This is a genomic window from Rathayibacter sp. AY1C6 (genome assembly GCF_002931535.1).
Lineage (GTDB): Bacteria > Actinomycetota > Actinomycetes > Actinomycetales > Microbacteriaceae > Rathayibacter.
Genome location: NZ_PSWC01000012.1, coordinates 61,256 through 87,076, shown reverse-complemented (window position 1 = coordinate 87,076; position 25,821 = coordinate 61,256). Strand labels below are relative to the sequence as shown.

Genomic DNA, 25,821 nt, shown 5'->3' with positions numbered 1-25,821 from the left:
CGTCAGCAGCGCGCGGCGGCCACGGGGACCGTCGCGGTGAACGCGGGCTGGCCGGTCGCCGATCCGGTCACCGTCACCGTGCCGGCCGGCATCGAGGCCAGGCGGGTGGTGAAGGCGGCGGAGGCGGACGAGCCGGGAGCGACCGCGGTGAACGACTTCGAGCCGTAGGCCGAGGTGATCGTGACGTCCGCGGCAGCGGTGTCGGTGTTCTTCACGGTCGCGGTGAGCACGATCTTCCCGGCGACGCAGCGCGTGGCGACGGCGGGGACGAGCTCGAGGGTGTCCAGCGGGACGACGGCCGAGACCGACGTGCGCACCAGCTTGTCCGCGTACCCGGTGTAGGAGGCCGTGACGCCGGTCACGCCCGCCGGGACCGAGACGCTCGCCGAGCCGCCGGAGAGCGGGACGGTCGAGGTCCACGAGCCGCCGGTGAAGGTGACCGAGCCGACGACGTCGCCCTTGTCGGCCGCCGCGACCGTCGCCGTGACCGTGCGGCCGTCGGCGGTGAGGGTCGTGGTGGAGTCGACGGCGGTGACGCCGGTCCAGTTCTTCATGGCGGTGAGGACCGTCTGCGGGACGCTCACGAACGCGCCGTGCCGCGGGCTGGCCGGGAGGCCGGCGCGGCTCTTGGGCGAGACGTTCCAGTCGGCCGACTGCGAGAGGCGGTTCGTCTGCGAGCTGCCGGCGATGGCCGCTCCGGAGGTGAGGAAGGCCTTGTAGCCGCCGTCGCCGTAGTTGTCGACGAGGAAGGCGTAGCCGTCGCCCGTGCCGGTGGTGTCGTTCGGGTCGCCCGCGTTCAGCTTGATGATCTCGGGTCCCTCACCGGCCTGGCCGGTCTCGAGCGAGGTCATCCGGGTGTCGGTGAGCTGCCACGTGGTGTTCGGGTCGGCGCTCCAGTTCGAGGAGGTCGTCCCGGCGGTCAGGACCTTCGACTTCTCGAGGAAGATGTCCTTCCCGGCCTCGAGGGTGCCGGCGGCGCCGCCCTCCTCGTTCTTGGTGAAGCGGTAGTAGTAGTCGCCGATCTTCGTGATCGTCGAGTCGATCCGCGCGTAGCCGGTGTCCTGCCAGGTGGCGGGAGGAGCGGTGAAGGTGCGGAAGTCGCGGGTGATCACGGAGAAGACGCGGGAGTAGAGCTTGTCGTTGTTGGTCTTCGTCGCGTCGGAGTAGAGGCGCGAGGAGAAGAACACGACGTAGGACTGCAGGGTGTCGTCCCAGTACGCCTCGGGCGCCCAGGTCATTCCGGCGGCCGGCTGGTTCACCGTGATGCCGGTGTCGGCGCCGTTGGTGCGGGTCCACTGCACCAGGTCGGTCGACTCCCAGACCTCGATCTTCAGGCTGCCCTTGGACTGGGCGTCGCCCCAGCCGGTGCCGCAGGAGATGCAGAGGTCGGTGGCGACCATGTAGTACTTGTCGCCGTTGTGCGAGCGGAGGATGAACGGGTCGCGCAGGCCCTTCGTGTCGGTCGTCGAGGTGATGACCGCCTTGCCGCCGTTGACCGGCGAGAAGGTGAAGAAGTCGTTGCCCGAGGTCGCGGCCTGGTAGATCTTCTCGTCGCCGTCCGACTTGAAGTACGCCGAGGCGTAGCCCGCGTCGGGAGCGGTGCGGCCGAGCTCGGCGACCGTCAGCGTGAAGGCGCGCGTCTCGGTGACGCCGTTGAGGGTGGCCGTCGCGGTGAGGGTGACGGTCCTGTCCCCGGAGCCGTAGGCCGGCCGGGTGACGACGCCGCCGCCGCGGTAGGGGTCGGCCGCGCCGACCGCCGGAGCCGCGTAGGAGGTGTTCGTCGGCGTGACGAGGGCCGGGTCCGAGGAGGTCCAGGTGATGTCGGTGCCGTTCCGGGCGCCCTTCACCGCGAGGGGGAGGTTCTCGGTGGTGCGCGTGGCGAGCTTCAGCGCGTCGAGGTCGTCGTTGATGCTCGGGGCGAGCACGACCACCTCGAAGGCGATCGTCGCGCCCTGGGCGGTGGTCGCCGTCAGGGTGACCGGGGTGTTCTGCGCGATCGAGCGCGAGACGACGCCGGTGGCCGAGACGACCGCGCTGTTCGAGGAGGTCCAGGTGAGCGGGACGCCGCTGCTGGAGGCGGGCAGCGTCAGGTTCGAGGAGACCTGGGTCAGCGACGGGTTGCCGGCCAGCAGGACGGGCTGGATGTCCGAGCGCAGCAGGGCGGAGGTCGCGGACGCCTTCGCCGCGGCGGTCGGCATGCTCGAGGCGACCTGCTCGGCGGTGAGGGAGGTGTCCCAGAACTTCACGTCGGTGACGTCGGCGGTCACGAGCGCGTCGCCGGAGTAGAGCGAGCGGCCGAGGTAGCCGAGCGTGGACCCGGTCGGGACGATGCTCGCCATCGACTTCGTGGTGTTCGCGGTCGAGATCTGCGTGCCGTCGCGGTAGAGGGTCAGCACGGTGCTCGACCCCGTGCCGGTGCCGACGAGCGTGAGCGTCGTGAACCCGGGGTTCAGCGTGCCGCCGAACGGCATGCGGGTCTCGCCGTTGTTGGTGGGCTCCTTGACGCGGATGCCCGCGAGGACCTGTCCGCTGGGCGAGCCGTCGGGGTTGCGCGGGTTCACGAAGACGTGGTTGCCGAGCTGCGTGGTGTTCCACGGGCCGACGCCGTCGCCGATGACCCAGCCGAACTGGTTGGCGGTGGTCTGCGTCTTCACCGTGTACTCGACGGCGAAGGCGTTGTCGGCTCCAGTGACCAGGCCCTGGGGGAGGCTCGCGTAGCCGTCGTTCTTGAACCGGGCGACCTGGTCGCCGCCGGCGTTCGCGAAGGACGCGTCGGTGAGGCCGGTCAGGGTGGCGTTGCGTCCGTTGCCCGAGATGTCGAGCAGGGCCGAGCCGGCGTGGGACATGTCGTAGTGCGCGGTGGGCGCCGGGACGTCGACGGCCTGCGCCGAGACGGGGACGAGAGCGCCGGTGAGGGCGACGCTCGTGCAGGCGAGAGCGGAGAGGAAGAGGGATCGCACGCGGCGCCGAGGCGCGGCGGCAGGGGGCTCCGGGGAGCGTCGTCTCATCGTCGAGACCTTTCCTTCAGGGGAGGGATGCGTCGAGCCGAGGGGACCGACGCGTGTGTTCACGTTAACATGTGGGCCGCCTCAGAGCCATGGGGGAATTGCTCCGGCGTCGGGAGCGAACCATGCGCCAGGGGCAGGCCTCGGCGCAAGACCTGCACCCGCGAGCGCCCGGGGCGTAGCGTGAACGCACCGCATCCTGGCCCCCGGTGACGGAACCATGCCCATCCGCCTGCCCTGCGAGGACTTGACCATGACGACGCTCTTCCACACCGGTGGCTCCCTCTCCCTCGACGACGCGACCGCCGACGCCGTCGTCCGCTACTCGCTCGCGCTCGCGCAGCGGCACCGGATGAGCACGGTCAGCGTCGCCGACGACTCGGCCCCCTCCTCCATCGTGACGCTCACCGTCGGGCTCGGCGTCCCCCTGGTCGTCGCGGGCAGCGATGGCGCAGCGGCGGAGTCGAGCGACGAGATCCTCGAGCGCCTCGACGCGCTCGACAGTGCGGGCGGACCGGTGCCCGCCTCGGACGTCGACCCCCGCGCGACGTGGGAGCTCGAGAACGAGTACTGAGCTCTGAGCCGCGGCGCCGCCGGCGCGGATCCGCCCCGCTCCTGCTCCGCGCGCGCGGAGCGTCAGCGCCGGTAGTCGCGGATGATCTCCTGGGCGAGCGTCGTGATCGGGGTCGACGTCGCTCGCGCGCGGACCCGCAGCACCTCGAAGGCCTGCTCGACCGTGGTGCGGTGGGCGTAGGCGAGGATCCCCTTCGCCTGCTCGATCAGCACCCGGCTGTCGAGGGCGTGCTGCAGCTGCTCCTGAGTGACCGTGCTCTGCTGGAGCGCGCGCTGGTGCAGGATCCCGATCGTCGCGACGTCGGCGAACGCCTGCACGACCGCGATGTCGTCCGGATCGAGCCGCCCCGGCCGGGCCTGGAAGAGGTTGAGGGAGCCGATCGTCGTCCCCGCCGAGCGCATCGGCACGCAGTGCGCCGAGAGCACGTCGAGCTCGACCGCCAGCGTCCGGAACTCCGCCCACTCCTCGCCCACGGCGCGGGCGTCCTCGACGATCACCGGCCGCCCGGTCTCGAAGCACTGGATGCACGGGCCCGACCCGCTGTCGAGCTGGAGCAGCTCGATCAGCCGGGTGTCCTCGTCCGTGGAGGCGAGCACCTCGAGGGAGCCGGTGGAGTCGGCGAGGACGAGCCCCGCCGAGACGGCGTCGAAGAGGGTCGCGCTGCTCTCCACGAGGGTCTGGGTGAAGTCGACGACGTCGTAGTCGTCGACCAGTGTGTCGGAGAGGGCGACGAACGTCTGGATGACGCTGCGCTCGCGGGAGTTCGTCACCATGTGTCGTCCTGGGCGGTGAGAGGGCGGTCGGGGAACCCGTCGTGCCGGGCCACGATGCCGGAGGCGACATCGACGACGGAGCGCTGCTGGGCGAAGGCGTGGGCGCGCAGCAGCAGCTGCGCCTCCTCGGCCGTGCTGCCGTAGCGCGCGATGATCATGCCGGTCGCCTGGTGCACCACGCGTCGCGAGCGCGGATTCGTGCTCTCCTCGACCTCGTTGTCGCGCAGCACCGCGGCCAGCACCAGCAGCGCCGTCGCGGTGGTCGAGGCGCTGATCCGGCCGAGGAGGGAGTCGCTGAGCGACGTGGGGCGGCGGGAGTAGAGGTCGACCGCACCGATCGAGAGCCCCGCGATCGAGAGCGGGAAGGCGAAGACCGCGCGCACCGCCGTGGGGCCGATCGCCTCGGTGAAGAGCGGCCAGCGCTCCTCCGCGCCGGTGTCCGGCACCGAGACGGGGCCGGCAGCGCGGATCGCCTCCCAGCACGGGCCCTCGCCGAGGTCGATCTGGATCTCGTCCAGCCGGCTCGCGGTGCTGTCGCTCGCGGCGACGGTCTCGCCGCCGAAGGGGCTGCCGAGCGTGGAGATCGCGACACCGTCGATCGGATACCCGCGCAGATACGGGTCGCAGAGAGCGTCGGAGTCGTTCACCGCCCCCATTTTAGCCGTCGGCTCCGCTCGGCGCGACGCTCCGTCGGACCGGCGGGGACGACGACGCGGTGACGCGCGGGAGTCCGCCTGGCTGCGCTGCCCGGGCGCACGAGGCGACGGCCCGTGAAGCGGCTCGTCGGGCGCGGACGGTGCATGGTGCGGGGCGACGGGAGCCGGAGGACGGCGGCCTGCACGGCGACGGAGCGGCTCAGGCCGGGGTCGATCGAGCCGGGACGCTCGAGGGCGGCGATGAGGTCGTCGAGGACGGCGAAGGCGGGATCTGTCATCACGGCTCCTGGCCGGGTGTCCGCGGCCGTTGTTCTGCGCGCCGGGGCGCGGGCGGTGTCGATCGGGTGTCGCCGTGCGGGGTCCGCGCACGACGTCGACGAGGTCCTGCACGACGGTACGGGGCGCGGATCGACCGGACGACGTGGTTGACCTCCCCGAGGTCCGCCGCTACTCGTGCTCTGCGTTGAGCTCGTCGAAGTCGTTCGTGATGATCGACAGCGGGGTGTACGGCGTGATGAGGAGGAGCGCCGGATTCGCGCGTCCCTCGCCGTAGTTGACGGTCAGCCACTGCGGGGTCGGGGAGGCGAGGGCGGCCTCGACCTCGGCGCGGAACTCCTCGAGGCTCCTGTTGTTGACCGTGTAGGCGGTGCCGTTGTAGATCAGGTCGATGCGCTTCACAGCTGATCGCCCTTCGCCGGAGGACGCACCGGTTCGGCGGGCTCCGAGATCACGTACAGCCCGCCCGCGGAGTTCGCGAGGTCGGTGAGCGCGGAGATCCATGCGGGGTTGATGCGGGGCATCCGGCCGCCGAAGTACTTGTAGCGGAGCGCGTGGGAGGGGTGGATCCAGATCGCGCTGCGGCCGTCGCCCATGCTGTGGTCGTCGCGCCAGCTGAGCAGGAACGACTCGTTGCGGCGCAGCTTCGCGGTGATGACGATCTGCAGGTGCGCGAGCACGCGGTCCTCGAAGTCGATCTCGACGGTCCCGTCGTAGTGCAGCTTCCCCATCGGCGTCTCCAGCCCCTGATCTCCGGCCGGCAGGCGCCCGCCGTTGCCACCACCCTTCCGCAGACCGGAGGGATCCGACAACCCGGCCTGCCATTCTCTGCTCGATCTGTCCAGGTCTTCCGTCAGCGGCGGTCCTCTGTCAACCTCCTCCCTCCACGCAGCCGGCGCTGCCGAGCATGGACGGCATGAAGCACATCCTCTTCGCCGACAAGACGATCCTGGTGGGGGACGAGGCGGCCGACGCACTCGTCGAGTACGCCGTCGCCCTCGCCTCGAAGGGCGCGGCCGACACCGTCGAGTACACGGGGATCGGCGCCGACGGCGGGACGGTCGATGCCACCTTCCTCGTGAACGCCGCGGCCGCCCTCATCGTCGAGACCACGCCGAGCGACCTGCCCGAACCGGACAACGCGGCGGAGGTGGCACGGCTGCGCGCGCGGATCGACGCGCTCACCGGCGAGCATCCCGTGCAACCCGGCGACGGCGAGCTGACCAGTGGTGCCGACTACGAGGACTCCTACGAGCAGTGAGTGGTTCCCCGTCGTGCGGACCCGGACCCGGACCCGGACCGGGATGCGACCGGCGTCCGCTACCACTGCGAGGCTCCGCAGTGAACCCCCTGATCGGCTGAGGGGAGGCGGACGTACCGTGGCCCTGCGGGTCGCCGACGACACGATCACCGGTCGACCGCTACGGGCACGGCCGCGGGTCGGCCGGGGAGGACGGGCACGATGACCGGAGACCATCCCTTCTGGGTGCGCCTCGCGCGCAAGGAGCCGCAGTGCGCCATCGTGCGCGGCCGGGTCTTCGAGATCGGCGCCCCCGACGAGCGGGACGGCGCCTTCCTCCTCACGGTCTGGGAGAAGGGGCGGCCCGTCGGGCACGTCCTGAACGTGGATCCGCCCGCCTACAAGCCGTGCGGACCCGGGCACCCGGTCGAGCCGCAGCGGGTCGACGGGGTCGAGGAGCTGCTCGAGCTCCTGGTGCCCCAGCGCACCCGGCTCGCGGCGCACGGCTGACGCCGCTCCCGTCCGCGGGGGCCGCCCGAGTCCTGTGCACCGGGAGCGGGGCGAGCGCTGAGCACCCGCTGACGGACGCCCGCGACGGGGGAGTCGTGCGGCCGGGCGGCGGCTGGCATCCTGACCTCGGTGCGACGAGCGCGCCCGCGAGGGGGAGCCCGATGAGCACCACCGAGGACGTCGACGACGGGACCGCTGAGTTCGGGTACCGCCCCTCCCTCACCCGCGGCATCGGCCGCTTCGGCAGCTTCGCCGCGGGCGTGAGCTACATCTCGATCCTGACCGGCACGTTCCAGCTCTTCTCCTTCGGCTTCGCGCTCGGCGGTCCCGCCTACTGGTGGTCCTGGCCGATCGTGTTCACCGGGCAGCTCATGGTCGCGCTGTGCTTCGCCGAGCTCGCCGCCCGCTACCCGGTCGCGGGCTCCGTCTACAACTGGAGCAAGCGCCTCGCCGGGCCGACGGTGAGCTGGCTGGCGGGCTGGCTGATGGCCACCGCGTCCGTGGTCACGCTCGCGGCCGTCGTGCTGGCGTACCAGACGACGCTCCCGCAGATCTGGAGCGGATTCCAGCTCGGCGGCTCCGCGGGGGTGAGCGCGGTGGTCTGGGGAGGACTGCTGATCGCGTTCACCACCGCGGTCAACGCGCGCGGCGTGCGGCTGATGGCCCGGATCAACAGCGTCGGCGTGCTGATCGAGCTCGTCGCGGCGGTGCTGCTGGTGGCGGTGCTCGCGGTGAACGTGGTGCATCCGCCGACCGTGCTGCTCGACACCAGCGGCTACGGCGGGAGCACGCCGGGCGGGTACGCCGGCGCGTTCCTCATCGCCGCGATCGCGTCGGCGTACGTGATGTACGGGTTCGACACCGCGGGTTCGCTCGGCGAGGAGACGGTCGATCCGCGCCGGACCGCGCCGACGGCGATCCTGCGGGCGGTGACCGCCTCCTTCGTCCTCGGCGGCCTCATCCTGCTGCTGGGGATCCTCTCGGCGCCCGACCTCGCCGACCCGGCGCTCGGGCAGGCGTCGGGCGGGCTGCAGCGGATCGTGCTGCAGGTGCTCGGCGGCCCCCTCGGATCGGTCCTCCTGCTCTGCGTGGTCGTCGCGATCACGGTGTGCGCGCTGGCGGTGCACACGGCGGCCATCCGACTGATCTTCGCGATGGCCCGCGACAACGCCCTGCCCGGCAGCCGCGTGCTCGCCCGCGTCGACCCGCGGCGCGGGACACCGGTGGCGCCGGCGCTGGTCGTGGGGGTGCTCGCGGTGCTGATCCTGGTCGTGAACATCGGGACGCCGGCGATCTTCACGGCCGTGACGAGCGTGGCGGTCATCCTGATCTACCTCGCCTACCTGCTGGTGACGGTGCCGCTGCTGATCGCCCGGCTCCGCGGCCGGTGGCCCGCAGCCGCGCCCGGGCGCTTCTCGCTCGGCCGCGCGGGCCTGCCGGTGAACGTCGTCGCGGTGCTCTGGGGCGCGGCGATGACGGTCGACCTCGCGTGGCCGCGCGTCGAGGTCTACGGGGAGGAGCTGCGCTGGAGCGCGGTCGTCGTGATCGCCGCGGTCGTCGGGATCGGCCTGGCCTGGTTCCTCCTCCGCGGCCGGCACCGCCTCGGCACCCTGCCCGCGCACGCGCTCCCCTCGCCGCCGCCGCAGGGCTGAGTCGCACGAGAAGGCCCGTTCTCGAGGGGACAGGACGATCCTTTCCGGGCGACTCGGCGGCGGCACCGGGAGGAGGATGGGGGAGCGGGTGCTCGGCCGAGCGCCGCGGGAAGGAGCGCGCGTGCGGAACCGCCTGGCGACTCCGTCCCTGCTCGCGCACGCCGTGCTCATCCAGGCCGTCGCGTTCCTGCTCCGGCCGGCCGCCGTCTACCAGGCGATCCGGCTCGACGTGCCGGCCTGGGCGCTCGGGGCGCTCGGCGCCTCGTTCGCGCTGGTGCCGCTGCTGATCGCGCTGCCGGTGGGCGGGCTGGTCGACCGGGTCGGCGCCCGGGCCGTGATGGCCGTCGGCTCGCTCGTCGCGGTGGGAGCGGCCGCGGTGCTGCTCCTGGCGGGCGGGAGCGTCGCGGGGCTGCTCCTCGGCATCGCCCTGCTCGGCGCGGGGCACCTGGGCTGCGTGGTCGGGCAGCAGACCGTCGTCGCGGGCGGCACCGGAGGGACGCGGCTCGACAGCCGCTTCGGCTACTACACGTTCGCCGCGTCGCTCGGGCAGGCGATCGGGCCCGCGTTCATCCCGGTGCTCGCGGGCGGCTCGGTGCGGCCCGACCCGGCGCCGCTGTTCCTCGTGGGCGGGATCCTCGCGGTGCTGCTGCTGGTCTCGACGGCGGGGATCCGCAGCCCGTCCCCGCGCGGACCCGCGGCGGAGGGGGCTGCGGCTCCGGGCTCGACGCTCGGTCTCCTCCGGGTGCCGGGCCTCGCGCGCGCCCTGCTGACCAGCGCGACCGTCGTCGCCGCCGTCGACCTGACCGTCGTCTACCTCCCCGCCCTCGGCGCCGAGCGCGGGCTCCCGGCCGGCGTCGTCGGGGCCCTCCTCACCGTGCGCGCGCTCGCGTCGATGGCCTCGCGGCTCCTCCTCGGTGCGGCCACCGCCCGGCTCGGGCGCACTCGGGTGATGGTGGGCGGCATCCTGATCTCGGCGCTCTGCCTGGTGCTGGTCGCCCTGCCCGCGCCGACCGTGCTCCTCTTCGTCGCGGTCGCCGCCCTCGGCCTGGGCCTCGGGATCGGCCAGCCCATCACGATGTCGTGGCTGATCGAGCGCACCCCCGCCGACCGCCACGGCCGCGCCCTCGCGCTGCGCCTGGCCGGGAACCGCCTCGGGCTGATCGCCCTGCCCAGCCTCCTCGGCGTCCTCGCGGCGGCGTCCGGAGCGGGCGGCGTCCTCATCGGCACCGGTGCCGCGGTCGGCGCGACCCTCCTCCTCCTGCGCGGAGTGCGCCTGGACTGAGGTGCCCGGGGCCGCAGTGGATCGGCGGCGCGAGCCGCGTTCCCGGGCCTCTCCGTCGGAAGACCGGAGGGTCAGCTGCCCGGCTCCTCCACGCGGACGTCCTCGGCGGCCTTGTCGGCGCGCCAGCCGCGCCAGACCGGCTGGCGGAGGGTCCCGGAGGCGGTGCGCTCGCGGTAGCGGACCTCGCCGACCAGGACGGGCGACACCCAGTGCACGCCGCGCGACTCGAGCGGAGGGACGGAGACGGCGGGCTCCTCGGTGGCGTGCTCGGCCAGGCGGTCGACCAGTCCGCGGCGCTCGCGGTCGCTGAAGCCGGTGCCCACACGGCCGGAGTACGCGAGCCCGTCCTCGCCGGGGATCGCGGTCAGCAGCGCCCCGACCGACCCCTGCAGGCCGCCCTCGCCCTCGCGCCAGCCCACGATCACGACCTCCTGCAGCCGGTGGTGGGTGAGCTTGATCCAGTCGCGCGAGCGGCTGCCCTCCTGGTAGCGCGAGTCGCGGCGCTTGGCGACCACGCCCTCGAGGCCGAGGGTGCGGCTGGTGGCCATCGCCTCCTCCAGGTCGCCGTCGAACACGGACGGGACGTGCACGCGCTCGTTCTCGGCGACGAGGTCGACCAGTGCCGAGCGACGGGTGTCGTAGTCGCTCCCGGTCAGGTCCTCTCCTGCGCGCTCGAGCAGGTCGAAGACCATCAGGTGCACCGGAGTGGACCGGGCGGCCGCCTCGATCTCGCGCGGCTTCGTCAGCCCGCCGCGGGTCTGCAGGGCGCCGAAGTCGGGGCGCCCGCGAGCGTCGAGGGCGACGATCTCGCCGTCGAGCACGGCGTCGGCGGCGGCCTCGGCGAGCGGGGCGAGCAGGTCGGGGAACGCCGCAGTCAGGTCGTTGCCGTTGCGGCTCGTGAGGGTCGCGGTGCCGCCCTGCACCCGCACGAGAGCGCGGTAGCCGTCCCACTTCATCTCGATCGCGGCCCCGGGGTCCACGTCGCCGCGGCGTCCGGCCGTGGCGAGCATGGGGCGGTGGCGGCGCGGAGGGGAGTCCTCGGCCGGGCGGTCTGCGGAGGGTGCGGGGCGGGGAGCGGGCGACGCGGCGGACGCGGCCGCCCGGCCCCGTCGCTGCGTCCCGTGCCCGTGAGCGGGACCCGGCGCCATCAGGTGCAGGAGCCAGTTCTTCTCGGCGCCCTCCCTCGAGCCCGTGTGCAGCAGGGCGTAGCGACGGGGCTCGCCGCCGAGCCCGCCGTCGGGGCGGCCGGTCAGCACCGCGATCACCTCCTTCCCCTCGCGCCACTTCTCGAGCGCGTAGGTGCCCTCGTCCCAGATGCGCACCTCGCCGCCGCCGTACTCGCCGGCCGGGATCGTCCCCTCGAAGGTCGCGTACTCGAGGGGGTGGTCCTCGGTCTGCACCGCGAGCCGGTTGGGGTCGCCCTCCAGTGGCGGGCCCTTCGGCACCGCCCAGCTGACCAGGACGCCGTCGTGCTCGAGCCGGAAGTCGTAGTGCAGGCGCCGCGCGTGGTGCTCCTGGATGACGAAGGAGTCGCCCGAGGAGGAGCCCGCGGACCCCGCCTCGGGCACCGGCTCCGGCGTCCTCGACGCGTCGCGCATGCTGCGGTAGGTCGCCAGGCGGTCGGAGGAGGCGTCCGTCGCGGCGAAGCCCGCCATCCGCTCCGGGGTCGGCTCGAGCCCGGCACCCCGGGCGGCGAGCAGCGGGCGGAGGAGGTCGCCGTCGCTCCGCAGCCGCTCCACCACCTCGTCGGGCGACAGGTGGCGCAGGTCCTCGGCACCCAGCTCCTCCCACGTGCGGGGCGCGGCGGCCGCCGGCCGGAGGCGCCCGCGGAGGGAGTAGGGGGCGATGGTCGTCTTCGCCGCGCTGTTCTGGCTCCAGTCGACGAGGACCTTGCCCTCGCGCAGGGTCTTCTTCATGTCCGAGACGACGAGGTCGCGGTGGTCCGACTCGAGCACGCGCGCCAGCTCGTGCGCGACCGCCGAGATCTGGTCGCTGGAGGCGGAGGCGTCCAGCGGGCAGTAGAGGTGGATCCCCTTGCTCCCACTGGTCACCGGCAGCGGAGCCAGCCCCATCCCCTCCAGCAGGTCGCGGGCGAGGAACGCGACCTCGGCGCACTCGGCGAGGCCCGCCCCCTCGCCCGGGTCGAGGTCGAGCACGAGGCGGTCGGGCGGACGGCGCTCGCCGTCGGAGCCCACCCGCCACTGCGGGACGTGCAGCTCGAGCGCCGCCTGCTGCGCCAGCCAGGTGAGCCCGGCGACGTCGTCGACCAGCGGGTACTCGACGTCGCGCGACGAGTGCGCGAGCCGGGTCCGGCTCAGCCAGTAGGGGGCGGAGGAGGGGAGGTTCTTCTCGAAGAAGACCTCGCCCGGATGCTCGGCGGTGCCTACTCCGTCGACCCAGCGCTTCCGGGTGATCGGGCGGCGCGCGAGATGGGGCAGCATCGCGGAGGCGACGGAGGCGTAGTAGGAGAGCACGTCGGCCTTGGTGAAGCCCGTCTCCGGGTAGACGACCTTGTCGAGGTTCGTCAGCCGCAGCCTCCGCCCGCCGACCGAGACGATCTGCTGCGAGGCGGCCATCCCCCCATGGTGGAGGCAGGTGCGCGCCGAGGGAACCCCGGACCGTCGCGGGAACCCGCAGCGAGCCGCCTCCACGACTCGGGGTTCCCTCGGCGGCGGGGAGTAGCGTCGACGCACCACGTCCGAAGGAGCCCTCCGTGCCCGACACGATCGCCGACATCCCCCTCACCACGATCGACGGCACCACGTCGACCCTCGCCGACTACCCGCCCGTGCGGCTGATCGTCAACGTCGCCTCCCGCTGCGGCCTCGCCCCGCAGTACGAGAAGCTCGAGGCCCTGCAGAAGAGCTACGGGGAGCGCGGATTCACGGTCCTCGGCTTCCCGAGCAACCAGTTCCTCCAGGAGCTGAGCGACGAGGACAAGATCAAGGCGTACTGCTCGACGACCTGGGGGGTCACCTTCCCGATGTTCGAGAAGGTCCGCGTCAACGGCCGCTCGGCGCACCCGCTCTACGCGGAGCTCACCAAGGCCGAGGACGAGAACGGCAAGGCCGGCCGGGTGAAGTGGAACTTCGAGAAGTTCCTGATCACAGCCGACGGCACGGTCCACCGGTTCCGCCCGACGGTCGAGCCCGACGACCCGCGGATCGTCGACCTGATCGAGGCGTCGCTCCCCGCCTGATCCCGCTCAGCGGCGGGCGCGGGGCGGAGCACGCCGCCCGTCGGATCAGCGGTCGCGGAGCCCCAGGGCCGAGCGGGCGTCCGCGGGCTCGACGCCCTCGGGGCAGACGATGTCCGAGACGTCGAACGGCGTCGCGCGCGAGAACGGGATCATCTCGATCCCGTCGACGTGGCGCAGCAGCACGAGGCCGCCCTCGCCCTCGCGCAGGCTCCGGCGCACCTGGCGCAGGAAGATGCCGGCCATGTCGAGCTCGACGACGAAGGAGCGGCCGCTCACGTCGATCCGGCAGCCGATGACCGGCTGGGAGCCGACGGAGGCGGAGTCCGGCACGCGGCGCGGCTCGATCGGCTGCTCCTTGCGGAGCGTCCGCACCGGGGTGAGGGTGGGCAGGCCGGTCGCTCGCGCGGTGTCCGTCATGGTCGTCTCCGTCCGTCGACGTCCGCCGATGGTTCCGGGGACGTCTTCTCGACGGTACTTCGCGTCCCCCGCAGAGGGGACGGGGTTGACGGCCGTGCGATCAGGGGGCAGCGGGGCCCAGGAGCGGCAGGGCTCAGGAGCCCTGGCGCTGCTCCTCGGGCTCCGGCAGGACCGAGAGCTCGCCGTGCATGCTGGCGACGCTGAGCATCTGCTCGATCCACGCGCGGTTGAGCTTGGGCTGGTGCGCCTCGGTGAAGCGGAAGTGCAGCGGCACCGACGGGTGCAGCCAGACGGAGCTCCGGCCGTGTCCGGTGGAGGCGTCCTCCATCCACGAGAGCGAGAAGGCTTCGTTGCGGCGCAGCTTCGAGAGGACGGCGACCTTCAGGTGCGCGAGGACGCGCTCCTCGAATTCGATCTCGAGGTTCTGCGGTCCGTAGATGAGCGTGGCCACGGGCCCCCTTCGTTCATCGGGCCGGCCCTGGCGGACGGCTCCTCGGGGGACGGTATCCGCTCGGACCCCGGTGCGGGGAATCGGGCGGGAGACACGCCGGACCCCCATTGACAGTCCCGCGGACGGGACGTAGCACTGCCGGGCGTGCTGGGCGCCACGTTAGCCGACGCATGTAGCGAGAGTCGATGCTCCGTCGCGGATCTCCCGTCGGCCGGGGCCGGCCCGGGAGCGAGCGCGGGCACCTCCGGCTGCCGGCCGCGCCGCTCCGGATCCCGTCACGGCCCGGCCGGCGCGTCCCAGCCCTCCTGCGGAGTCGCGCAGGTGCCGCGGAAGACGTACTGCGACGGAAGCTTCCGCTGGTGGGAGGACCAGTCGATCGCCGGCCGCCGCTGCTCCGGAGGCAGGTAGCCGAGCCGGTACACCGCCATCAGCTCCAGCTCGTCGGGCACGGCGAGCAGCGACTCGATCCGCGCCCACGCTCCCGGCACCTCCATCGGGAACGACACGAACTGGATCCCCATCCCCAGCTCGACCGTGCTCAGCCAGACGTTCTCCATCGCGGCGCCCATGCTGAACACCGAGTAGAAGGAGGAGAGCTCGCCCGGCCGGTACTCGGAGCGGTCGAGCATCACCCCGAGCAGCAGCGGCGATCCCGCGACGAGCCGGCGGTTCTCCTCGCCGAGCGTCTGCGGGACGCGGAGGGAGTTCATCAGGAACTGCCCGCGCTTCGTGAAGACCTGCTTCGTGAAGGGGCGGAGCGGAGCCGGCAGCTTGTCGAACAGCATCCCGTCGCGCCGCTGCTCCATCTCCTCGCTGCTGAAGCGGAAGTAGGGCTTGTAGCGCTCGAAGAACGTGCCGTTCGACATTGCGGTGGTCATGCTCTCGCCGCTGATCGCGGCGATCCGGTCGATCGTCTCGCGCTCCTCGACGAGCACGAACCGCCACGGCTGGCTGTTGAGCTGCGAGGGCGCCCGGCCGGCCACCTCCATCAGGAGCCGCTGGTGCTCCTCGGAGACGGGGTCGGGCAGGAACGCGCCGTTGGTGGTCTTCCGGCGCCGGACGACATCGAGGAACTCCATGCCTCGATCCTGCCCCGATCGATCGCGCAGAGGGGGGAGCGGCGGCGGCCCGGGGCGCGCGCGGTAGCATCGAGGGTCCTGTGCAGGCTCGAGGGAAGCGGTGGAACGGTGAAGACGAGGGTCATCTTCTACCTTCTCGGAGGTGTGTTCGTGCTCGGCGCGGGCATCAACTCGGTCGTGGGCAGCGGCTTCTCGGTGCCGAACCTGCTGACGATGCTCTGCGGCGCGCTGATCCTCGCGATCGCCGGCTGGCAGGCGCTGCGCTCGTACCGCTCCGACCCCGACCGCGACGTCGAGCCCCCGCGCTAGAAGCCGGGGCGCGTCAGCGCAGGGCTGACCCGGCCCTGAGACGCTGGAGCACTCCTCGGCGCCGCGCCGGCCGCCGCGTCCGCCCGAGAGCGGCGAGCACGAACGGAGCCGCCGCCAGCGCGATCGCCGGGTGCCGACGTCCGTGCGTCCCCGCGAAGGGGATCACCGCCAGCGGGACGGCGGCGGGAGCCAGCGCGGACGCGGCGCGGGTGTCCGACCGTCGCAGCGTCGCCCAGGCCAGAGCGGTGAGCGTCGACGTGCAGATGTAGAGCGCGTGATGGATCCAGTGCCAGCGGCCCGTGCGGAGAGCGCCGGTGGCGACGGCGGTGCCGAGGGCGCAGTTGGCGGAGTAGCTGACGGCAACGGCGCGCAGCCAGAGCGGACCGGAAGCGCTCACCCTCCGCCGCGTCCTCACACCTCGCCCCGCGCGAGCAGCAGCCGGTAGGGCGCCGCGCGCTCGACCCGCCACCCCTCGGGCGCCACCGCCCGCAGCTCGGCGGCGGTGAAGCTGCGCCGCACCGACAGCGACCCGTCGTAGTGGAGGAACGAGCCGGCCGCGATCGGTCGCGTGGCCAGCAGGTAGGCCGTGTAGGCCAGCCGCGAGCGCTCGATGTCGTTGTGGAGGGCGCGCGGGGCCAGGCGCTCGCTGTCGGCGAGCAGGTCGGCGAGTGATTCCGGCGACAGGTGGTGCAGCACGTGGTTGGAGGTCACCAGGTCGAAGTGCTCGCCCTCGGCGACCAGGTCGGCGCTGCTCGCGCGGCGGAACTCGACTCCGGGCGGCGCGGGCGTCGACGTGGCGAAGGCGGAGGCGCGCTCGTCCGGATCGACGGCGGTGATCGCCAGGCGGAGGCCGTCCTCGCGGGCCCAGCCGGCGAGGGAGCGGGCGACGTCGCCGCCTCCGGAGCCGATGTCGAGCAGGCGGAACGGCTCGTCGGGCCGCAGCAGCGGACGCAGGCGCGAGCGGTAGAGGCCGCGCCACCCCGAGACCAGCCGGTTCACGGTGCCGAAGCGGGCGTAGGTGGCGTCGAGCAGGGTGCGGTCGCAGTCCGGGTCGTCCATCAGCTCCTGCTCGGAGACCTCGCGGTGGCGCAGGTCCGGCGCGAGAGGGGCTCGCGGAGTCACTCCCCGCCCCGCTTGGTGAGCAGCGCGAGCTCGACGGTGAGGCCGGGGCCGAACGCCATCGCGCCGATCCGCTCGCCGTCGGCCGCCTCGCCGTGCAGCAGGCGCCGCAGGATGAAGAGGACGGTCGCGCTCGACATGTTGCCGTTGGTCCGCAGCACCTCGCGCGACGGGGCCAGCTGCTCGTCGCTGAGGGCGAGCGAGGCCTGCACCTTGTCGAGGATGCTGCGGCCGCCGGGGTGGATCGCCCAGCGCTGCACGTCGCTCCGCTCGACCTCGGCGCCGGCCAGCAGCGGGGCGACGGCCGCCTCGATGTTCGCTCCGATGATCGAGGGCACGTAGGTGCTCAGCCGCATCGAGAAGCCGTGGTCGCCGATCGTCCACGCCATCTCGGTCTCGCCCTCGTCGGTGAGCGTCGTGGCGAGCGCGTCGAGCTCGAGCACCGGGGTGCCGGGCGCGGCCTCGCGGGCGGTGACGACGGCCGCCGCTCCGCCGTCGGCGAAGACGGAGGTCGCGACGATCTGCTCCGGGTCGTTGGAGCTGGTGAGGTGGATGGTGCACAGCTCGACCGCGACGACGAGGACGACCGCCTCCGGGTCGGCCTCGCAGAACTGGCGGGCGGCGCGCAGGCCGGGGAAGGCGCCGTAGCAGCCCATGAAGCCGAGGTGGAAGCGCTGCGTCGAGGGCGCGAGGCCGAGGCGGCGGACCAGCTGGTAGTCGGGCCCCGGGGCGTAGAAGCCGGTGCAGGAGACCGTCACCACGTGGGTGACGTCCTCGGGGGTCATCGACGCGGACGCGAGGGCGCGGCGGGCCGCCTCCGTGAAGAGCTCGGGAGCGCGCTCGGTGTAGACGGCGTTGCGCGCGGCCGTCCCCGGGTCGAGCACCAGGCCGCTCCCCGCGTCGTAGAAGACGCTCGCACCCTCCCGCTCGACCCGGTCGAGCTCGTCGACCACCGTGCTGCGGGTGTCGATCCCGGACGCGTCGAAGGCCGCGCCGATCAGGCGGGACCCGAGCCGGGTCATCGCGGGCTGGGACGCGAAGAGGTCGCGCACCTCGGACTGGCGCAGGACCGTGGTCGGCACCGCCGTCTCGATGCTGCGGATGTGGACACTCACCCGCAGGAACCTATCGCGGAATCCTGCGGGTGAGCGGTGCCCTGGAGCGTGATCAGAGGATCGGCTTCCCGCCGGTGACGGCGATCGTCGACCCGCTGATGTAGCTCGCCTCGTCGGAGGCGAGGAGGACGTAGGCGGGGGCCACCTCGGCCGGCTGCCCGGGGCGGCCCAGCGGGACCTGCTCGCCGAACTCGGCGACGGCCTCCTCCGGCATGGTCGAGGGGATCAGCGGCGTCCAGATCGGGCCGGGCGCGACCGAGTTGGCGCGGATGCCCTTCTCGCCGAGCGCCTGCGCGAACGAGGCGGTGAGGCTGAGGATCGCCGACTTCGTGGCGGCGTAGGGGAGCAGCTGGTACGACGGCTGGTCGGACTGCACCGAGCTCGTCGCGATGATCGACGCGCCCTCCTTCAGGTGAGGCAGCGCCGATTTCACGAGGTGGAAGTAGGCGCTGATGTTCGTCGCGATCGTGCGGTCCCACTCCTCGTCCGGGATGTCGGTGACGCTCTCGCGGCTCATCTGGAAGGCGGCGTTGCTGACGAGCACCTCGAGGTGGCCGAAGCGCTCGACGGTCTCGGTGACGACGGCGCGGCAGTGCGCCGGGTCCTGCAGGTCGCCGGGGAGGAGCAGCGCCTCGCGGCCGGCCTCCCGGACCCACGTCGCGGTGTCCTCGGCGTCGTCGTGCTCGTCGAGGTACGAGATCGCCACGTCGGCGCCCTCGCGCGCGAACGCGATCGCGACGGCCTTGCCGATGCCGCTGTCGCCGCCCGTGATGAGGGCGACCTTGCCGCTGAGGCGGCCGGTGCCGCGGTAGGTGGTCTCGCCGTGGTCGGCCTTCGGCGTCAGCTCGGCCTCGGTGCCGGGCGGTGTCTGCTCGGGGGATTCCGGAGTCATGACTCTCCCTCTCGTGTCGTCGGTCGGTGCCTCCATGCAAGCGGGTGGGAGGGAGGGGGCGCAGGGGGTTGACGACCGGACCGCTCCGTCCTGTCGTCAAGCCCGCGACACCGAGGGCTCCCTGGGTCTTGACTGAGCGTGTCGCCCTTCTTCGGGGCGCTCGGCCAGGAGGTTCGACATGAGCACGACAGACAGGGATCCGGCTGACGGCGGACTGCCGCGACGGGCAGAGGGCTCGGCGGCGGGCGGCACGGCGCGCATCGACTCCGCGGGAGATACGGGAGCGGCTGCGGCGACGGACCGCTCCGCGACTCCGGACCGTTCCGCCTCCTCGGACCGCTCCGCCTCGACGGACCGCTCCGACTCGGCGGACCGCTCCGACTCCGCGCAGTCGGCCCCCGAGCACCGCGCGCCCGTCGACCCCGACTCCGCCGAGGCGAAGCAGGCCCGTGCGGCCGCGCGCAAGGACATCCACCAGCGCGAGCGCGACCGCTTCGGCGGCTTCAAGATCGGCTGCGCCTTCTTCGGCTGGCTCGCCGCCACCGGACTCGCCGTCCTCCTGACCGCCCTCGTCACCGCGATCGGGGCCGCCGTCATCGGCACCCAGGACGTCACCGGCGACCTCGCGGCCGACCCCGCCGCGTTCGGCTGGGCGGGCGCGATCGCACTGCTGGTCATCCTCCTCGTCGCCTACTACTGCGGCGGGTACGTGGCCGGCCGCATGGCCCGCTTCAGCGGAGCGAAGCAGGGCGTCGGAGTGTGGGCCTGGGCGGTCGTCGTCGCGATCGTCGTGGGCATCGTCTCGGCGATCACCGGCGGCAGCCAGGCGCTCTCCGCGGTCAGCGGCTTTCCGACGATCCCCCTGGACGCCGGCGACGCCACGGCCGCGGCGGTCGTGACGGCGCTCGCCGCCCTGATCGTCGCGCTGGTCGGCGCCGTGCTCGGCGGTCTCGCCGGCATGCGCTTCCACCGCCGCGTCGACCGCGAGGGCCTCTCCGGCCTCTCCGTCTGACGCTCCCGTCCCTCCTCCCTCCCCGGAAGCTGCCGCTCCGGTACGCCACGCACGCCGTGCCGCGCACCGGAGTGGCAGCTCGCGGAGGGGAGGTAGGGTCCATCGCGTGACGGGGGAGCGAGGGGCGCGGCTGGCGGGCGAGCTGCGGGAGTGGGACGCGGGCGCGCTCGCGGACCTGCGGGACGAGTACCTGGCGTTCCTCGAGCAGCGCGGCGAGTCGGCGCTCGAGCGCGACGGCGGACCCGAGCACCTGACGGCGAGCTGCTTCGTGCTCTCGCCGGATCTCGCGCAGGTGCTGCTCTGCTTCCACCGCAAGGGCCGGTTCTGGGTGCAGCTCGGCGGTCACGTCGAGCCCGGCGACCACTCCACGGCCGACGCGGCCCTCCGCGAGGCGCGGGAGGAGAGCGGAGCGGCAGGGCTGCAGCCGCTCGGCGTCCTGCCCCTCGACCTCGACCGGCACGCGCTCGGCGACGGCTTCGGCCGCTGCTCCCGACACTGGGACGCGGGCTACGGCGCGATCGCCGATCCGGACGCTCCCGTGACGGTCAGCGACGAGAGCGACGACGTGGCCTGGTGGCCGGTCGACGCGCTTCCCGCCGAGGTGCCGCCGGGGTTCGCCGAGCGGCTGGCCGGGGCGCTCGCCGCGGCGCGGCTGCTCCGTGGTGCGGGGTCGCTCGGCGGCTGATCGAGACCCGCCTCCACCCACCTCGCATACCGGCAGCGCGCCTGCGACGAGTCCTCCCCGTGACTCCGGCGCCGTGCGGCACGATGGGGCGATGAGCAGCACCGCTGACCCCGTCGTCGTCCTCGCCGGTGCGAGCGGATTCCTCGGGACGGACCTCGCCCGCCGCTTCGCCGCCGACGGCTGGACGGTGCGGAGGATCGGCCGCTCCGGGCCGGACCTGCGCTGGGGCGACACCGCCGGCATCACCCGGGTCCTCGACGGTGCGCGCCTCCTGGTGAACCTGGCCGGCAAGAGCGTCGACTGCCGGTACACCGCGGCGAACCGCGCCGAGATCCTCCGCTCGCGCGTGGCGACCACCGCGGAGCTGCACCGCGCGGTCGAGGCGGCCGCGACTCCTCCGCCGGTCTGGATGAACGCGAGCACGGCCACGATCTACCGGCACGAGGAGGAGCGGGCGAACACCGAGGACGAGGGCGTGCTCGGCGAGGGCTTCTCGGTCGACGTGGCGCGGGCGTGGGAGTCGGAGTTCTTCGCCGGGGAGACGCCCGGCGTGCGGCGCGTGGCGCTGCGGATGTCCATCGTGCTCGGAGACGGTCCGGCGACGGCGATCCTGCTGCGGCTAGCGCGGCTCGGCCTCGGCGGTCCGCAGTTCGACGGGCCGTGGCCCTCAACGCGCGCCCGCCGGGAGGCCGGCGTGCACCACGAGCACCGGCGCACCCGCGGCCGTCAGCACTTCAGCTGGATCCACGTGGAGGACGTCCACCGGTCGATCCGCTTCCTCGAGGAGTCGACCCTCGACGGGCCGGTGAACCTCGCGTCGCCGAATCCGAGCGACAACACCGAGCTCTCCCGGCTGCTCCGCGCCGCCGTGGGCCGCCGGATCGGCGTGCCGGCCCCGCGCTTCGTCCTCGAGCCCGCGACGCTCCTGCTCCGCACCGAGTCCGAGCTCCTGCTCAAGTCCCGCTGGGTCGTGCCCGCCCGCCTCGAGGACGCCGGCTTCACCTTCGCGCACCCCCACCTCGCCGAGGCCCTCCGCACCTTGGCCTGACCCGCCCCCCGCGAGACGACCGACCTCCGCCGCGAGCCCGTGTCGCGGAGGTCCGAGTCCGAGCGCGGATCCTCCCGCCCCCGGCCACCCTCGAGGCGTCGACCGAAACGCGTGCCGAGCGTTTCGGACGCGCCGAACGTGACCGGCTCTACGAGACCCGGCCACTTTCCCAGCCGACCGCGCCACGCCGCGCAGGGATCGGCGTGGCCGACAGCACGTCGGAGGTCGCGCTACTGCGCGACCTTCGCCGCGATGTCGCTCCGATACACCCCGCCGTCGAGGTGGATCAGGTCGAGCGCGCGGTACGCCCGCTCCCGCGCCTCGGCGAAGTCGGCGCCGCGTGCGACGACGTTGAGCACGCGGCCGCCGGTGGCGACGAAGCTCCCGTCGACCAGCTGGGTCGCCGCGTGGGCGATGGTGACGCCGGGGACGTCCGCCGCCGCGTCGAGTCCGGTGATGGTCCGTCCGGTGACGGCGTTCTCGGGGTAGCCCTCGCTCGCGAGGACGACGGTGACGGCAACCTCGTCCGTGAACGCGGGCCACGGGACGGAGGCGAGCGCGCCGGTGGCCGCCGCGTGCAGCAGCGCGGACAGCGGGGAGGCGAGGCGGGGGAGGACGACCTGGGTCTCGGGGTCTCCGAAGCGGGCGTTGAACTCGATCACGCGCAGGCCCGCGTCGGTCACGATGAGGCCGCAGTAGAGGAGTCCGACGAAGGGGGTGCGCTCGCGCTCGAGCTGGCGGATGGTCGGGATGGCGACCGTGTCGATCACCTCGTCGACGAAGGCGCGCTCGCTCTCCCAGCGGTCGGCGAGCCAGGGGAGCGGGGAGTAGGCGCCCATGCCGCCGGTGTTCGGCCCCTCGTCGCCGTCGCTCAGGCGCTTGAAGTCCTGCGCGGGGGAGAGGGGGACGACGTCGTGGCCGTCGGAGAGGAGGAAGAGGGAGACCTCCTGGCCGGCGAGGAACTCCTCGATGAGGACGTCGCCGGACTGCAGCCAGAACTCGGCGTGCGCGATCGCGGCGCTGCGCGACTCCGTCACCAGGACGCCCTTGCCCGCGGCGAGGCCGTCGGCCTTGACGACCGAGGGGAGTCCGTACTCGTCGATGGCGCGGGTGGCGTCGACCAGGGTGGAGACGCGGGTCGCGCGGCCGGTGGGCACGCGGGCCATGTCCATCACGCGCTTCGCGAAGGTCTTCGAGCCCTCGAGTGCGGCGGCGGCCCGGTCGGGGCCGAAGGTGGGGATGCGGCGCTTGCGCAGCGCGTCGGCGACTCCGGCGACCAGGGGCGCCTCGGGGCCGATGACGACGAGCTCGATGCCCTGCTCCACGGCGAAGTCGCTGACCAGCCGGGGGCTGTTCGTGTCGAAGTGGATGACCTCGACGTCGCGCGCGATGCCGGCGTTGCCGGGCGCCGCGATGATCTCGTGGTGCTCCTCCTCCGCGAGGAGAGCCGTGATGATGGCGTGCTCACGGGCACCCGAACCGAGGACGAGGATCTTCACCCTGACAGGATAGGGCGCCCCGCGCCGGGGCTGGTCCCTGTGACGTCCTCCTCCGCAGGGCGGCGCTGCGGACGCCGACACGCCGGGCGGAGCCCCGCGGAGGCCTCCGGGAGCGAGCGGCGGCGGCAGGATGGGTGGATGGCCAAGGGCAGGATCGACGAGGCGAGCGGGCAGTCCGCGGTGCGGGCGGCGCTCGCCGGAGGAGCGGACCGGAACACGACGGCGACGGCGGTGCGGTTCCTCCTGCAGATCATCGAGACGAACGTCCCCGGGCGCAGCGTCGAGGTGCGCGTTCCGCCGTTCGGCGCGGCCCAGTGCGTCGAGGGCCCGGGCCACACCCGCGGGACTCCGCCGAACGTGATCGAGATGGACGCGGCGACCTGGCTGCCGCTCGCGACCGGCTCGCTGCCGTGGAGCGAGGGTCTCGCGAGCGGGCGGATCCACGCCTCCGGAGTGCGCGCGGACCTCACGCCGTTCCTCCCCATCCTGCGCGTCGGCTGAGCGTCGGCGAGTTAACTTCTCGTAAACGCGGCGGCGAGCCGTCGTCAGAACGTTTGACCTGGGGTCCGCCGTCGGGTTGTCTGGGAATAACCCCCTCACGCGGCACGAATCCTCTCCGGATCCACCGCTCGATGCTTGGAGTCCCCTTCACGATGCGCAGTACTTCCCGGGGCCGACGCGGCCTCACCCGACTCCTCTCCGCGACCGCCGTCGGCGCCGTCGCCGGAGCGGCCCTCCTCGGCGCCACGCCCGCCGCGGCGGCCGAGGGCGATGTCGCCATCGACATCCTCTCGATCAACGACTTCCACGGGCGGCTCGCCGCCGACCGCGCCGTCGCCGGAGCCGCCGTGCTCGCCGGCGCCGTCGACTCCTACCGCGCCGCCAACCCGAACACGCTGTTCGTCTCGGCCGGCGACAACATCGGCGCCTCGACCTTCGTGTCGAAGGTGCAGGGCGACATCCCCACGCTCGACTCGCTCAACGCGATGGGCCTCGACGTCAGCACGCTGGGCAACCACGAGTTCGACCAGGGCCGCGCCGATGTCGACGGCCGCGTCGTGGACGCCTCGGCGTTCCCCTACGTGAACGCGAACCTCTACGACACCGCGACCGGCGAGCGCGCCTACTCCCCGTACGTGATCACCGAGCAGGACGGCGTCTCCGTCGCCTTCATCGGCGCGATCACCGAGGACCTCGGCAAGCTCGTCAGCCCCGCCACGATCTCGACGCTCTCCATCGAGCCCATCGCCGAGAACGTCAATGAGGTCGCCGCGCAGCTCCAGGACGGCGACGCCGCCAACGACGAGGCCGACGTGGTCGTCCTGCTCCTGCACGAGGGAGCCGACGCCGACGCGGCCGAGCTGAACACTCCGGAGGCGGACCCCAAGTTCGGCGCGATCGTCAACGCGGTCGCCCCGAACGTCGACGCGATCGTCTCGGGCCACAGCCACCAGGAGTACGACGCGGGCATCGACGCCGGCCGGGCCTTCCCGACCGTCGTGTCGCAGACCGGCAGCTACGCCGAGAACATCGGCCGCATGTCCCTGACCGTCGACCCGGCGACCAAGCAGCTCACCTCGCTCACCAGCGAGGTCGTGCCGCTGACGAAGGTCGTCGACGACCCGGCGTCGGACGACCCGGCCAAGACGATCGTCGTCGGCGCCTTCGAGCCCGACCCCGAGGTCGAGACCATCGTCGCCGACGCCCAGGCCGTCGCCGTCCGCGAGGGCAGCGTGAAGGTCGGCACCATCACCGAGGACATCTCGCGCGCCTACCGCCCGGACGGCACCACGACCAACCGCGGCTCGGAGTCGACCCTCGGCAACCTCGTCTCGGACGCCCAGCTCTGGGCCACCCGTGAGCTCGGCACGCAGATCGCCTTCTCGAACGCGGGCGGCCTGCGCGACGACCTCTCCTACACCGCGACTCCGGACCAGCCCGGCGACGCGGACGGCGTGGTCACCTACGCCGAGGCCTCCGACGCCCAGCCCTTCGCGAACACCCTGGTGACCCTGCAGCTGACCGGCGAGCAGATCTCCGACCTGCTCGAGGAGCAGTGGGTGGGCAGCTCCAGCCACCCGCAGCTGAACCTCTCCACCTCGAAGGACCTCACCTACGTCTTCGACGCCACGGCACCCGAGGGCTCGCGCATCTCGCAGGTGTTCTTCCAGAACGAGCCGATCGACCCGGCCGCGACCTTCACCGTCGTGACCAGCAGCTTCCTCGCGAGCGGCGGCGACGGCTTCAGCACCTTCACCGAGGGCACCGGCACGGCCGACTCCGGCCGCATCGACCTGGACGCCTTCGTCGGCTACATCCAGGACCTCGGCACCGTCAGCCCCGACCCCGTGCAGCGCACGATCGGCCTGACCGACAACGTCCCGGACTCGAGCGAGTACGCGGTCGGCGACACGATGACCGTCGACCTCTCCTCGCTCCTGTTCAGCACCGGAGCCGCGGCTGACACCACCGTGACCGCGAGCGTCGACGGCACCGTCGTCGGCACCGCGACGATCGACCCGACCCGGGCCGTCACCGACGACTCGACCGGTCGCGCCTCGTTCTCGGTCCCGATCGACGAGAGCCTGGCGGGCGGCGCGCACACCGCGACGTTCGCGCTCGACACCACCGGCACCGAGATCAGCGTCGGCTTCGCCGTCGCGGCCGGCGCCGGAGCGGGCACCCCGACTCCCGGACCGACCACGGAGCCGACGCCCGCGCCGACCACGCCGCCCACCACGGGCCCCGCGCCGACGCCGACCACTGCTCCGGTCGCCGGCTCGCACCACCTCGCCGAGACCGGAGTGGACGCGACCCCCGCGTTCGCCGCCGGGATCGCCGCTCTGCTGCTCGGTCTGGGCATGACGGTCGCGCGCCTGCGTCGCCGCACCGCCGCGAAGTAGCCGCACCGCGCGCACGACGGGCCCTCGACTCCGGTCGGGGGCCCGTCGTCGTGTGCGGGGCGAGCCGATGGTCGACCCCCGGGAGCCGCGGCGGGGAGGCGCTCCCCGAGGAGCGGCACCAGCCC

Annotated in this window: 27 protein-coding genes; 12 read left to right on the top strand and 15 right to left on the bottom strand. The window is 73.1% G+C overall.

Translation table 11 applies throughout. From position 1 onward, the window contains the following. Nucleotides 1-2: 2 nt before the first annotated feature. Nucleotides 3-2,960 (bottom strand): immunoglobulin-like domain-containing protein, encoded by a 2,958-nt coding sequence (locus C5D36_RS09340; RefSeq protein WP_258062903.1) that lies wholly within the window; start codon nucleotides 2,958-2,960, stop codon nucleotides 3-5. Nucleotides 2,961-3,258: 298 nt separating this feature from the next. Here C5D36_RS09340 and C5D36_RS09335 point away from each other — a divergent pair, with 298 nt between their 5' ends. Next, nucleotides 3,259-3,579, top strand: a complete 321-nt coding sequence (locus C5D36_RS09335; protein WP_104295689.1) for a hypothetical protein — start codon at nucleotides 3,259-3,261, stop codon at nucleotides 3,577-3,579. A 62-nt stretch (nucleotides 3,580-3,641) separates the two neighbouring features. Here the strand turns inward: C5D36_RS09335 and C5D36_RS09330 are convergent, their stop codons facing one another. From C5D36_RS09330 to C5D36_RS09310, 5 genes are all read right to left on the bottom strand, one after another. Continuing rightward, entirely contained in the window at nucleotides 3,642-4,352 is a 711-nt protein-coding gene (locus C5D36_RS09330; RefSeq protein WP_104239019.1) for a GAF and ANTAR domain-containing protein, read from the bottom strand. After that, nucleotides 4,346-4,999, bottom strand: a complete 654-nt coding sequence (locus C5D36_RS09325; protein ID WP_146082402.1) for a GAF and ANTAR domain-containing protein — start codon at nucleotides 4,997-4,999, stop codon at nucleotides 4,346-4,348. The genes C5D36_RS09330 and C5D36_RS09325 overlap by 7 nt, the downstream gene beginning before the upstream one ends. Beyond that, on the bottom strand, nucleotides 4,996-5,286 hold the full coding sequence (locus C5D36_RS09320) for a hypothetical protein (protein WP_104250776.1): 291 nt from the start codon (nucleotides 5,284-5,286) through the stop codon (nucleotides 4,996-4,998). Before C5D36_RS09320 ends, C5D36_RS09325 begins: the two co-directional genes overlap by 4 nt. A gap of 169 nt (nucleotides 5,287-5,455) precedes the next feature. Next, nucleotides 5,456-5,686, bottom strand: coding sequence for a hypothetical protein (locus C5D36_RS09315; protein WP_104226801.1), 231 nt, complete (start codon nucleotides 5,684-5,686; stop codon nucleotides 5,456-5,458). Beyond that, nucleotides 5,683-6,015, bottom strand: coding sequence for an ATP-dependent DNA ligase (locus C5D36_RS09310; RefSeq protein WP_104223784.1), 333 nt, complete (start codon nucleotides 6,013-6,015; stop codon nucleotides 5,683-5,685). The genes C5D36_RS09315 and C5D36_RS09310 overlap by 4 nt, the downstream gene beginning before the upstream one ends. A 185-nt stretch (nucleotides 6,016-6,200) precedes the next feature. Between C5D36_RS09310 and C5D36_RS09305 the strand changes: the two genes are divergently transcribed. The 4 genes from C5D36_RS09305 (at nucleotide 6,201) to C5D36_RS09290 (ending at nucleotide 9,968) form a co-directional block, all read left to right on the top strand. Then, complete coding sequence (locus C5D36_RS09305; protein WP_104260837.1) at nucleotides 6,201-6,545, top strand: hypothetical protein; 345 nt, start codon at nucleotides 6,201-6,203, stop codon at nucleotides 6,543-6,545. A 201-nt stretch (nucleotides 6,546-6,746) separates the two neighbouring features. Continuing rightward, on the top strand, nucleotides 6,747-7,034 hold the full coding sequence (locus tag C5D36_RS09300) for a hypothetical protein (RefSeq protein ID WP_104223782.1): 288 nt from the start codon (nucleotides 6,747-6,749) through the stop codon (nucleotides 7,032-7,034). A gap of 161 nt (nucleotides 7,035-7,195) precedes the next feature. After that, nucleotides 7,196-8,686 (top strand): APC family permease, encoded by a 1,491-nt coding sequence (locus C5D36_RS09295; RefSeq protein WP_104295688.1) that lies wholly within the window; start codon nucleotides 7,196-7,198, stop codon nucleotides 8,684-8,686. 121 nt (nucleotides 8,687-8,807) lie between these two features. Then, nucleotides 8,808-9,968 (top strand): MFS transporter, encoded by a 1,161-nt coding sequence (locus tag C5D36_RS09290; protein WP_258061331.1) that lies wholly within the window; start codon nucleotides 8,808-8,810, stop codon nucleotides 9,966-9,968. 71 nt (nucleotides 9,969-10,039) lie between these two features. Here the strand turns inward: C5D36_RS09290 and C5D36_RS09285 are convergent, their stop codons facing one another. Continuing rightward, nucleotides 10,040-12,544, bottom strand: a complete 2,505-nt coding sequence (locus tag C5D36_RS09285; RefSeq protein ID WP_104295687.1) for an ATP-dependent DNA ligase — start codon at nucleotides 12,542-12,544, stop codon at nucleotides 10,040-10,042. A 137-nt stretch (nucleotides 12,545-12,681) separates the two neighbouring features. Here C5D36_RS09285 and C5D36_RS09280 point away from each other — a divergent pair, with 137 nt between their 5' ends. Further along, entirely contained in the window at nucleotides 12,682-13,167 is a 486-nt protein-coding gene (locus tag C5D36_RS09280) for a glutathione peroxidase (protein ID WP_244229546.1), read from the top strand. Between the two features lie 45 nt (nucleotides 13,168-13,212). Here the strand turns inward: C5D36_RS09280 and C5D36_RS09275 are convergent, their stop codons facing one another. The 3 genes from C5D36_RS09275 to C5D36_RS09265 all read right to left on the bottom strand — a co-directional run bounded on the left by C5D36_RS09275 (nucleotide 13,213) and on the right by C5D36_RS09265 (nucleotide 15,114). Beyond that, nucleotides 13,213-13,584 carry a hypothetical protein gene (locus C5D36_RS09275; protein ID WP_104295686.1) on the bottom strand — a complete coding sequence of 124 codons (372 nt, stop codon included), beginning with the start codon at nucleotides 13,582-13,584 and terminating at the stop codon, nucleotides 13,213-13,215. Between the two features lie 133 nt (nucleotides 13,585-13,717). Then, nucleotides 13,718-14,035 (bottom strand): hypothetical protein, encoded by a 318-nt coding sequence (locus C5D36_RS09270; RefSeq protein WP_244229547.1) that lies wholly within the window; start codon nucleotides 14,033-14,035, stop codon nucleotides 13,718-13,720. A gap of 275 nt (nucleotides 14,036-14,310) precedes the next feature. Then, on the bottom strand, nucleotides 14,311-15,114 hold the full coding sequence (locus C5D36_RS09265) for a nitroreductase family protein (RefSeq protein WP_104256039.1): 804 nt from the start codon (nucleotides 15,112-15,114) through the stop codon (nucleotides 14,311-14,313). Between the two features lie 108 nt (nucleotides 15,115-15,222). Between C5D36_RS09265 and C5D36_RS09260 the strand changes: the two genes are divergently transcribed. Continuing rightward, nucleotides 15,223-15,423, top strand: coding sequence for a hypothetical protein (locus C5D36_RS09260; RefSeq protein ID WP_104223776.1), 201 nt, complete (start codon nucleotides 15,223-15,225; stop codon nucleotides 15,421-15,423). A gap of 13 nt (nucleotides 15,424-15,436) precedes the next feature. Here the strand turns inward: C5D36_RS09260 and C5D36_RS09255 are convergent, their stop codons facing one another. The 4 genes from C5D36_RS09255 to C5D36_RS09240 are packed head-to-tail and all read right to left on the bottom strand — an operon-like array spanning nucleotide 15,437 to nucleotide 18,549. After that, nucleotides 15,437-15,820 (bottom strand): hypothetical protein, encoded by a 384-nt coding sequence (locus C5D36_RS09255; RefSeq protein ID WP_104295685.1) that lies wholly within the window; start codon nucleotides 15,818-15,820, stop codon nucleotides 15,437-15,439. A gap of 14 nt (nucleotides 15,821-15,834) precedes the next feature. After that, a complete protein-coding gene (locus C5D36_RS09250; RefSeq protein WP_258060494.1) occupies nucleotides 15,835-16,545 on the bottom strand; it encodes a class I SAM-dependent methyltransferase in 711 nt (236 codons plus the stop codon). Beyond that, the gene (locus C5D36_RS09245; protein ID WP_104250783.1) at nucleotides 16,542-17,657 is read right to left on the bottom strand and encodes a type III polyketide synthase; all 1,116 of its coding nucleotides are present in this window, start codon (nucleotides 17,655-17,657) and stop codon (nucleotides 16,542-16,544) included. Before C5D36_RS09245 ends, C5D36_RS09250 begins: the two co-directional genes overlap by 4 nt. A gap of 52 nt (nucleotides 17,658-17,709) precedes the next feature. Continuing rightward, nucleotides 17,710-18,549, bottom strand: coding sequence for an SDR family oxidoreductase (locus C5D36_RS09240; protein WP_104295684.1), 840 nt, complete (start codon nucleotides 18,547-18,549; stop codon nucleotides 17,710-17,712). 178 nt (nucleotides 18,550-18,727) lie between these two features. Between C5D36_RS09240 and C5D36_RS09235 the strand changes: the two genes are divergently transcribed. From C5D36_RS09235 to C5D36_RS09225, 3 genes are all read left to right on the top strand, one after another. After that, a complete protein-coding gene (locus C5D36_RS09235; RefSeq protein WP_258062902.1) occupies nucleotides 18,728-19,561 on the top strand; it encodes a hypothetical protein in 834 nt (277 codons plus the stop codon). A gap of 106 nt (nucleotides 19,562-19,667) precedes the next feature. Further along, complete coding sequence (locus tag C5D36_RS09230) at nucleotides 19,668-20,246, top strand: NUDIX hydrolase (RefSeq protein ID WP_258062901.1); 579 nt, start codon at nucleotides 19,668-19,670, stop codon at nucleotides 20,244-20,246. A 91-nt stretch (nucleotides 20,247-20,337) separates the two neighbouring features. Then, entirely contained in the window at nucleotides 20,338-21,294 is a 957-nt protein-coding gene (locus C5D36_RS09225) for an epimerase (RefSeq protein ID WP_104295683.1), read from the top strand. A gap of 230 nt (nucleotides 21,295-21,524) precedes the next feature. Here C5D36_RS09225 and purD read toward each other — a convergent pair whose 3' ends face one another. Beyond that, nucleotides 21,525-22,793 carry a phosphoribosylamine--glycine ligase gene (gene purD, locus C5D36_RS09220; protein ID WP_104295682.1) on the bottom strand — a complete coding sequence of 423 codons (1,269 nt, stop codon included), beginning with the start codon at nucleotides 22,791-22,793 and terminating at the stop codon, nucleotides 21,525-21,527. Nucleotides 22,794-22,931: 138 nt separating this feature from the next. On the opposite strand from purD, the gene C5D36_RS09215 reads away from it, so the two are divergent. Beyond that, complete coding sequence (locus tag C5D36_RS09215; protein WP_104223770.1) at nucleotides 22,932-23,294, top strand: sterol carrier family protein; 363 nt, start codon at nucleotides 22,932-22,934, stop codon at nucleotides 23,292-23,294. 152 nt (nucleotides 23,295-23,446) lie between these two features. After that, nucleotides 23,447-25,696 carry a bifunctional UDP-sugar hydrolase/5'-nucleotidase gene (locus C5D36_RS09210; protein WP_181072837.1) on the top strand — a complete coding sequence of 750 codons (2,250 nt, stop codon included), beginning with the start codon at nucleotides 23,447-23,449 and terminating at the stop codon, nucleotides 25,694-25,696. The last annotated feature ends 125 nt before the right edge of the window (nucleotides 25,697-25,821 follow it).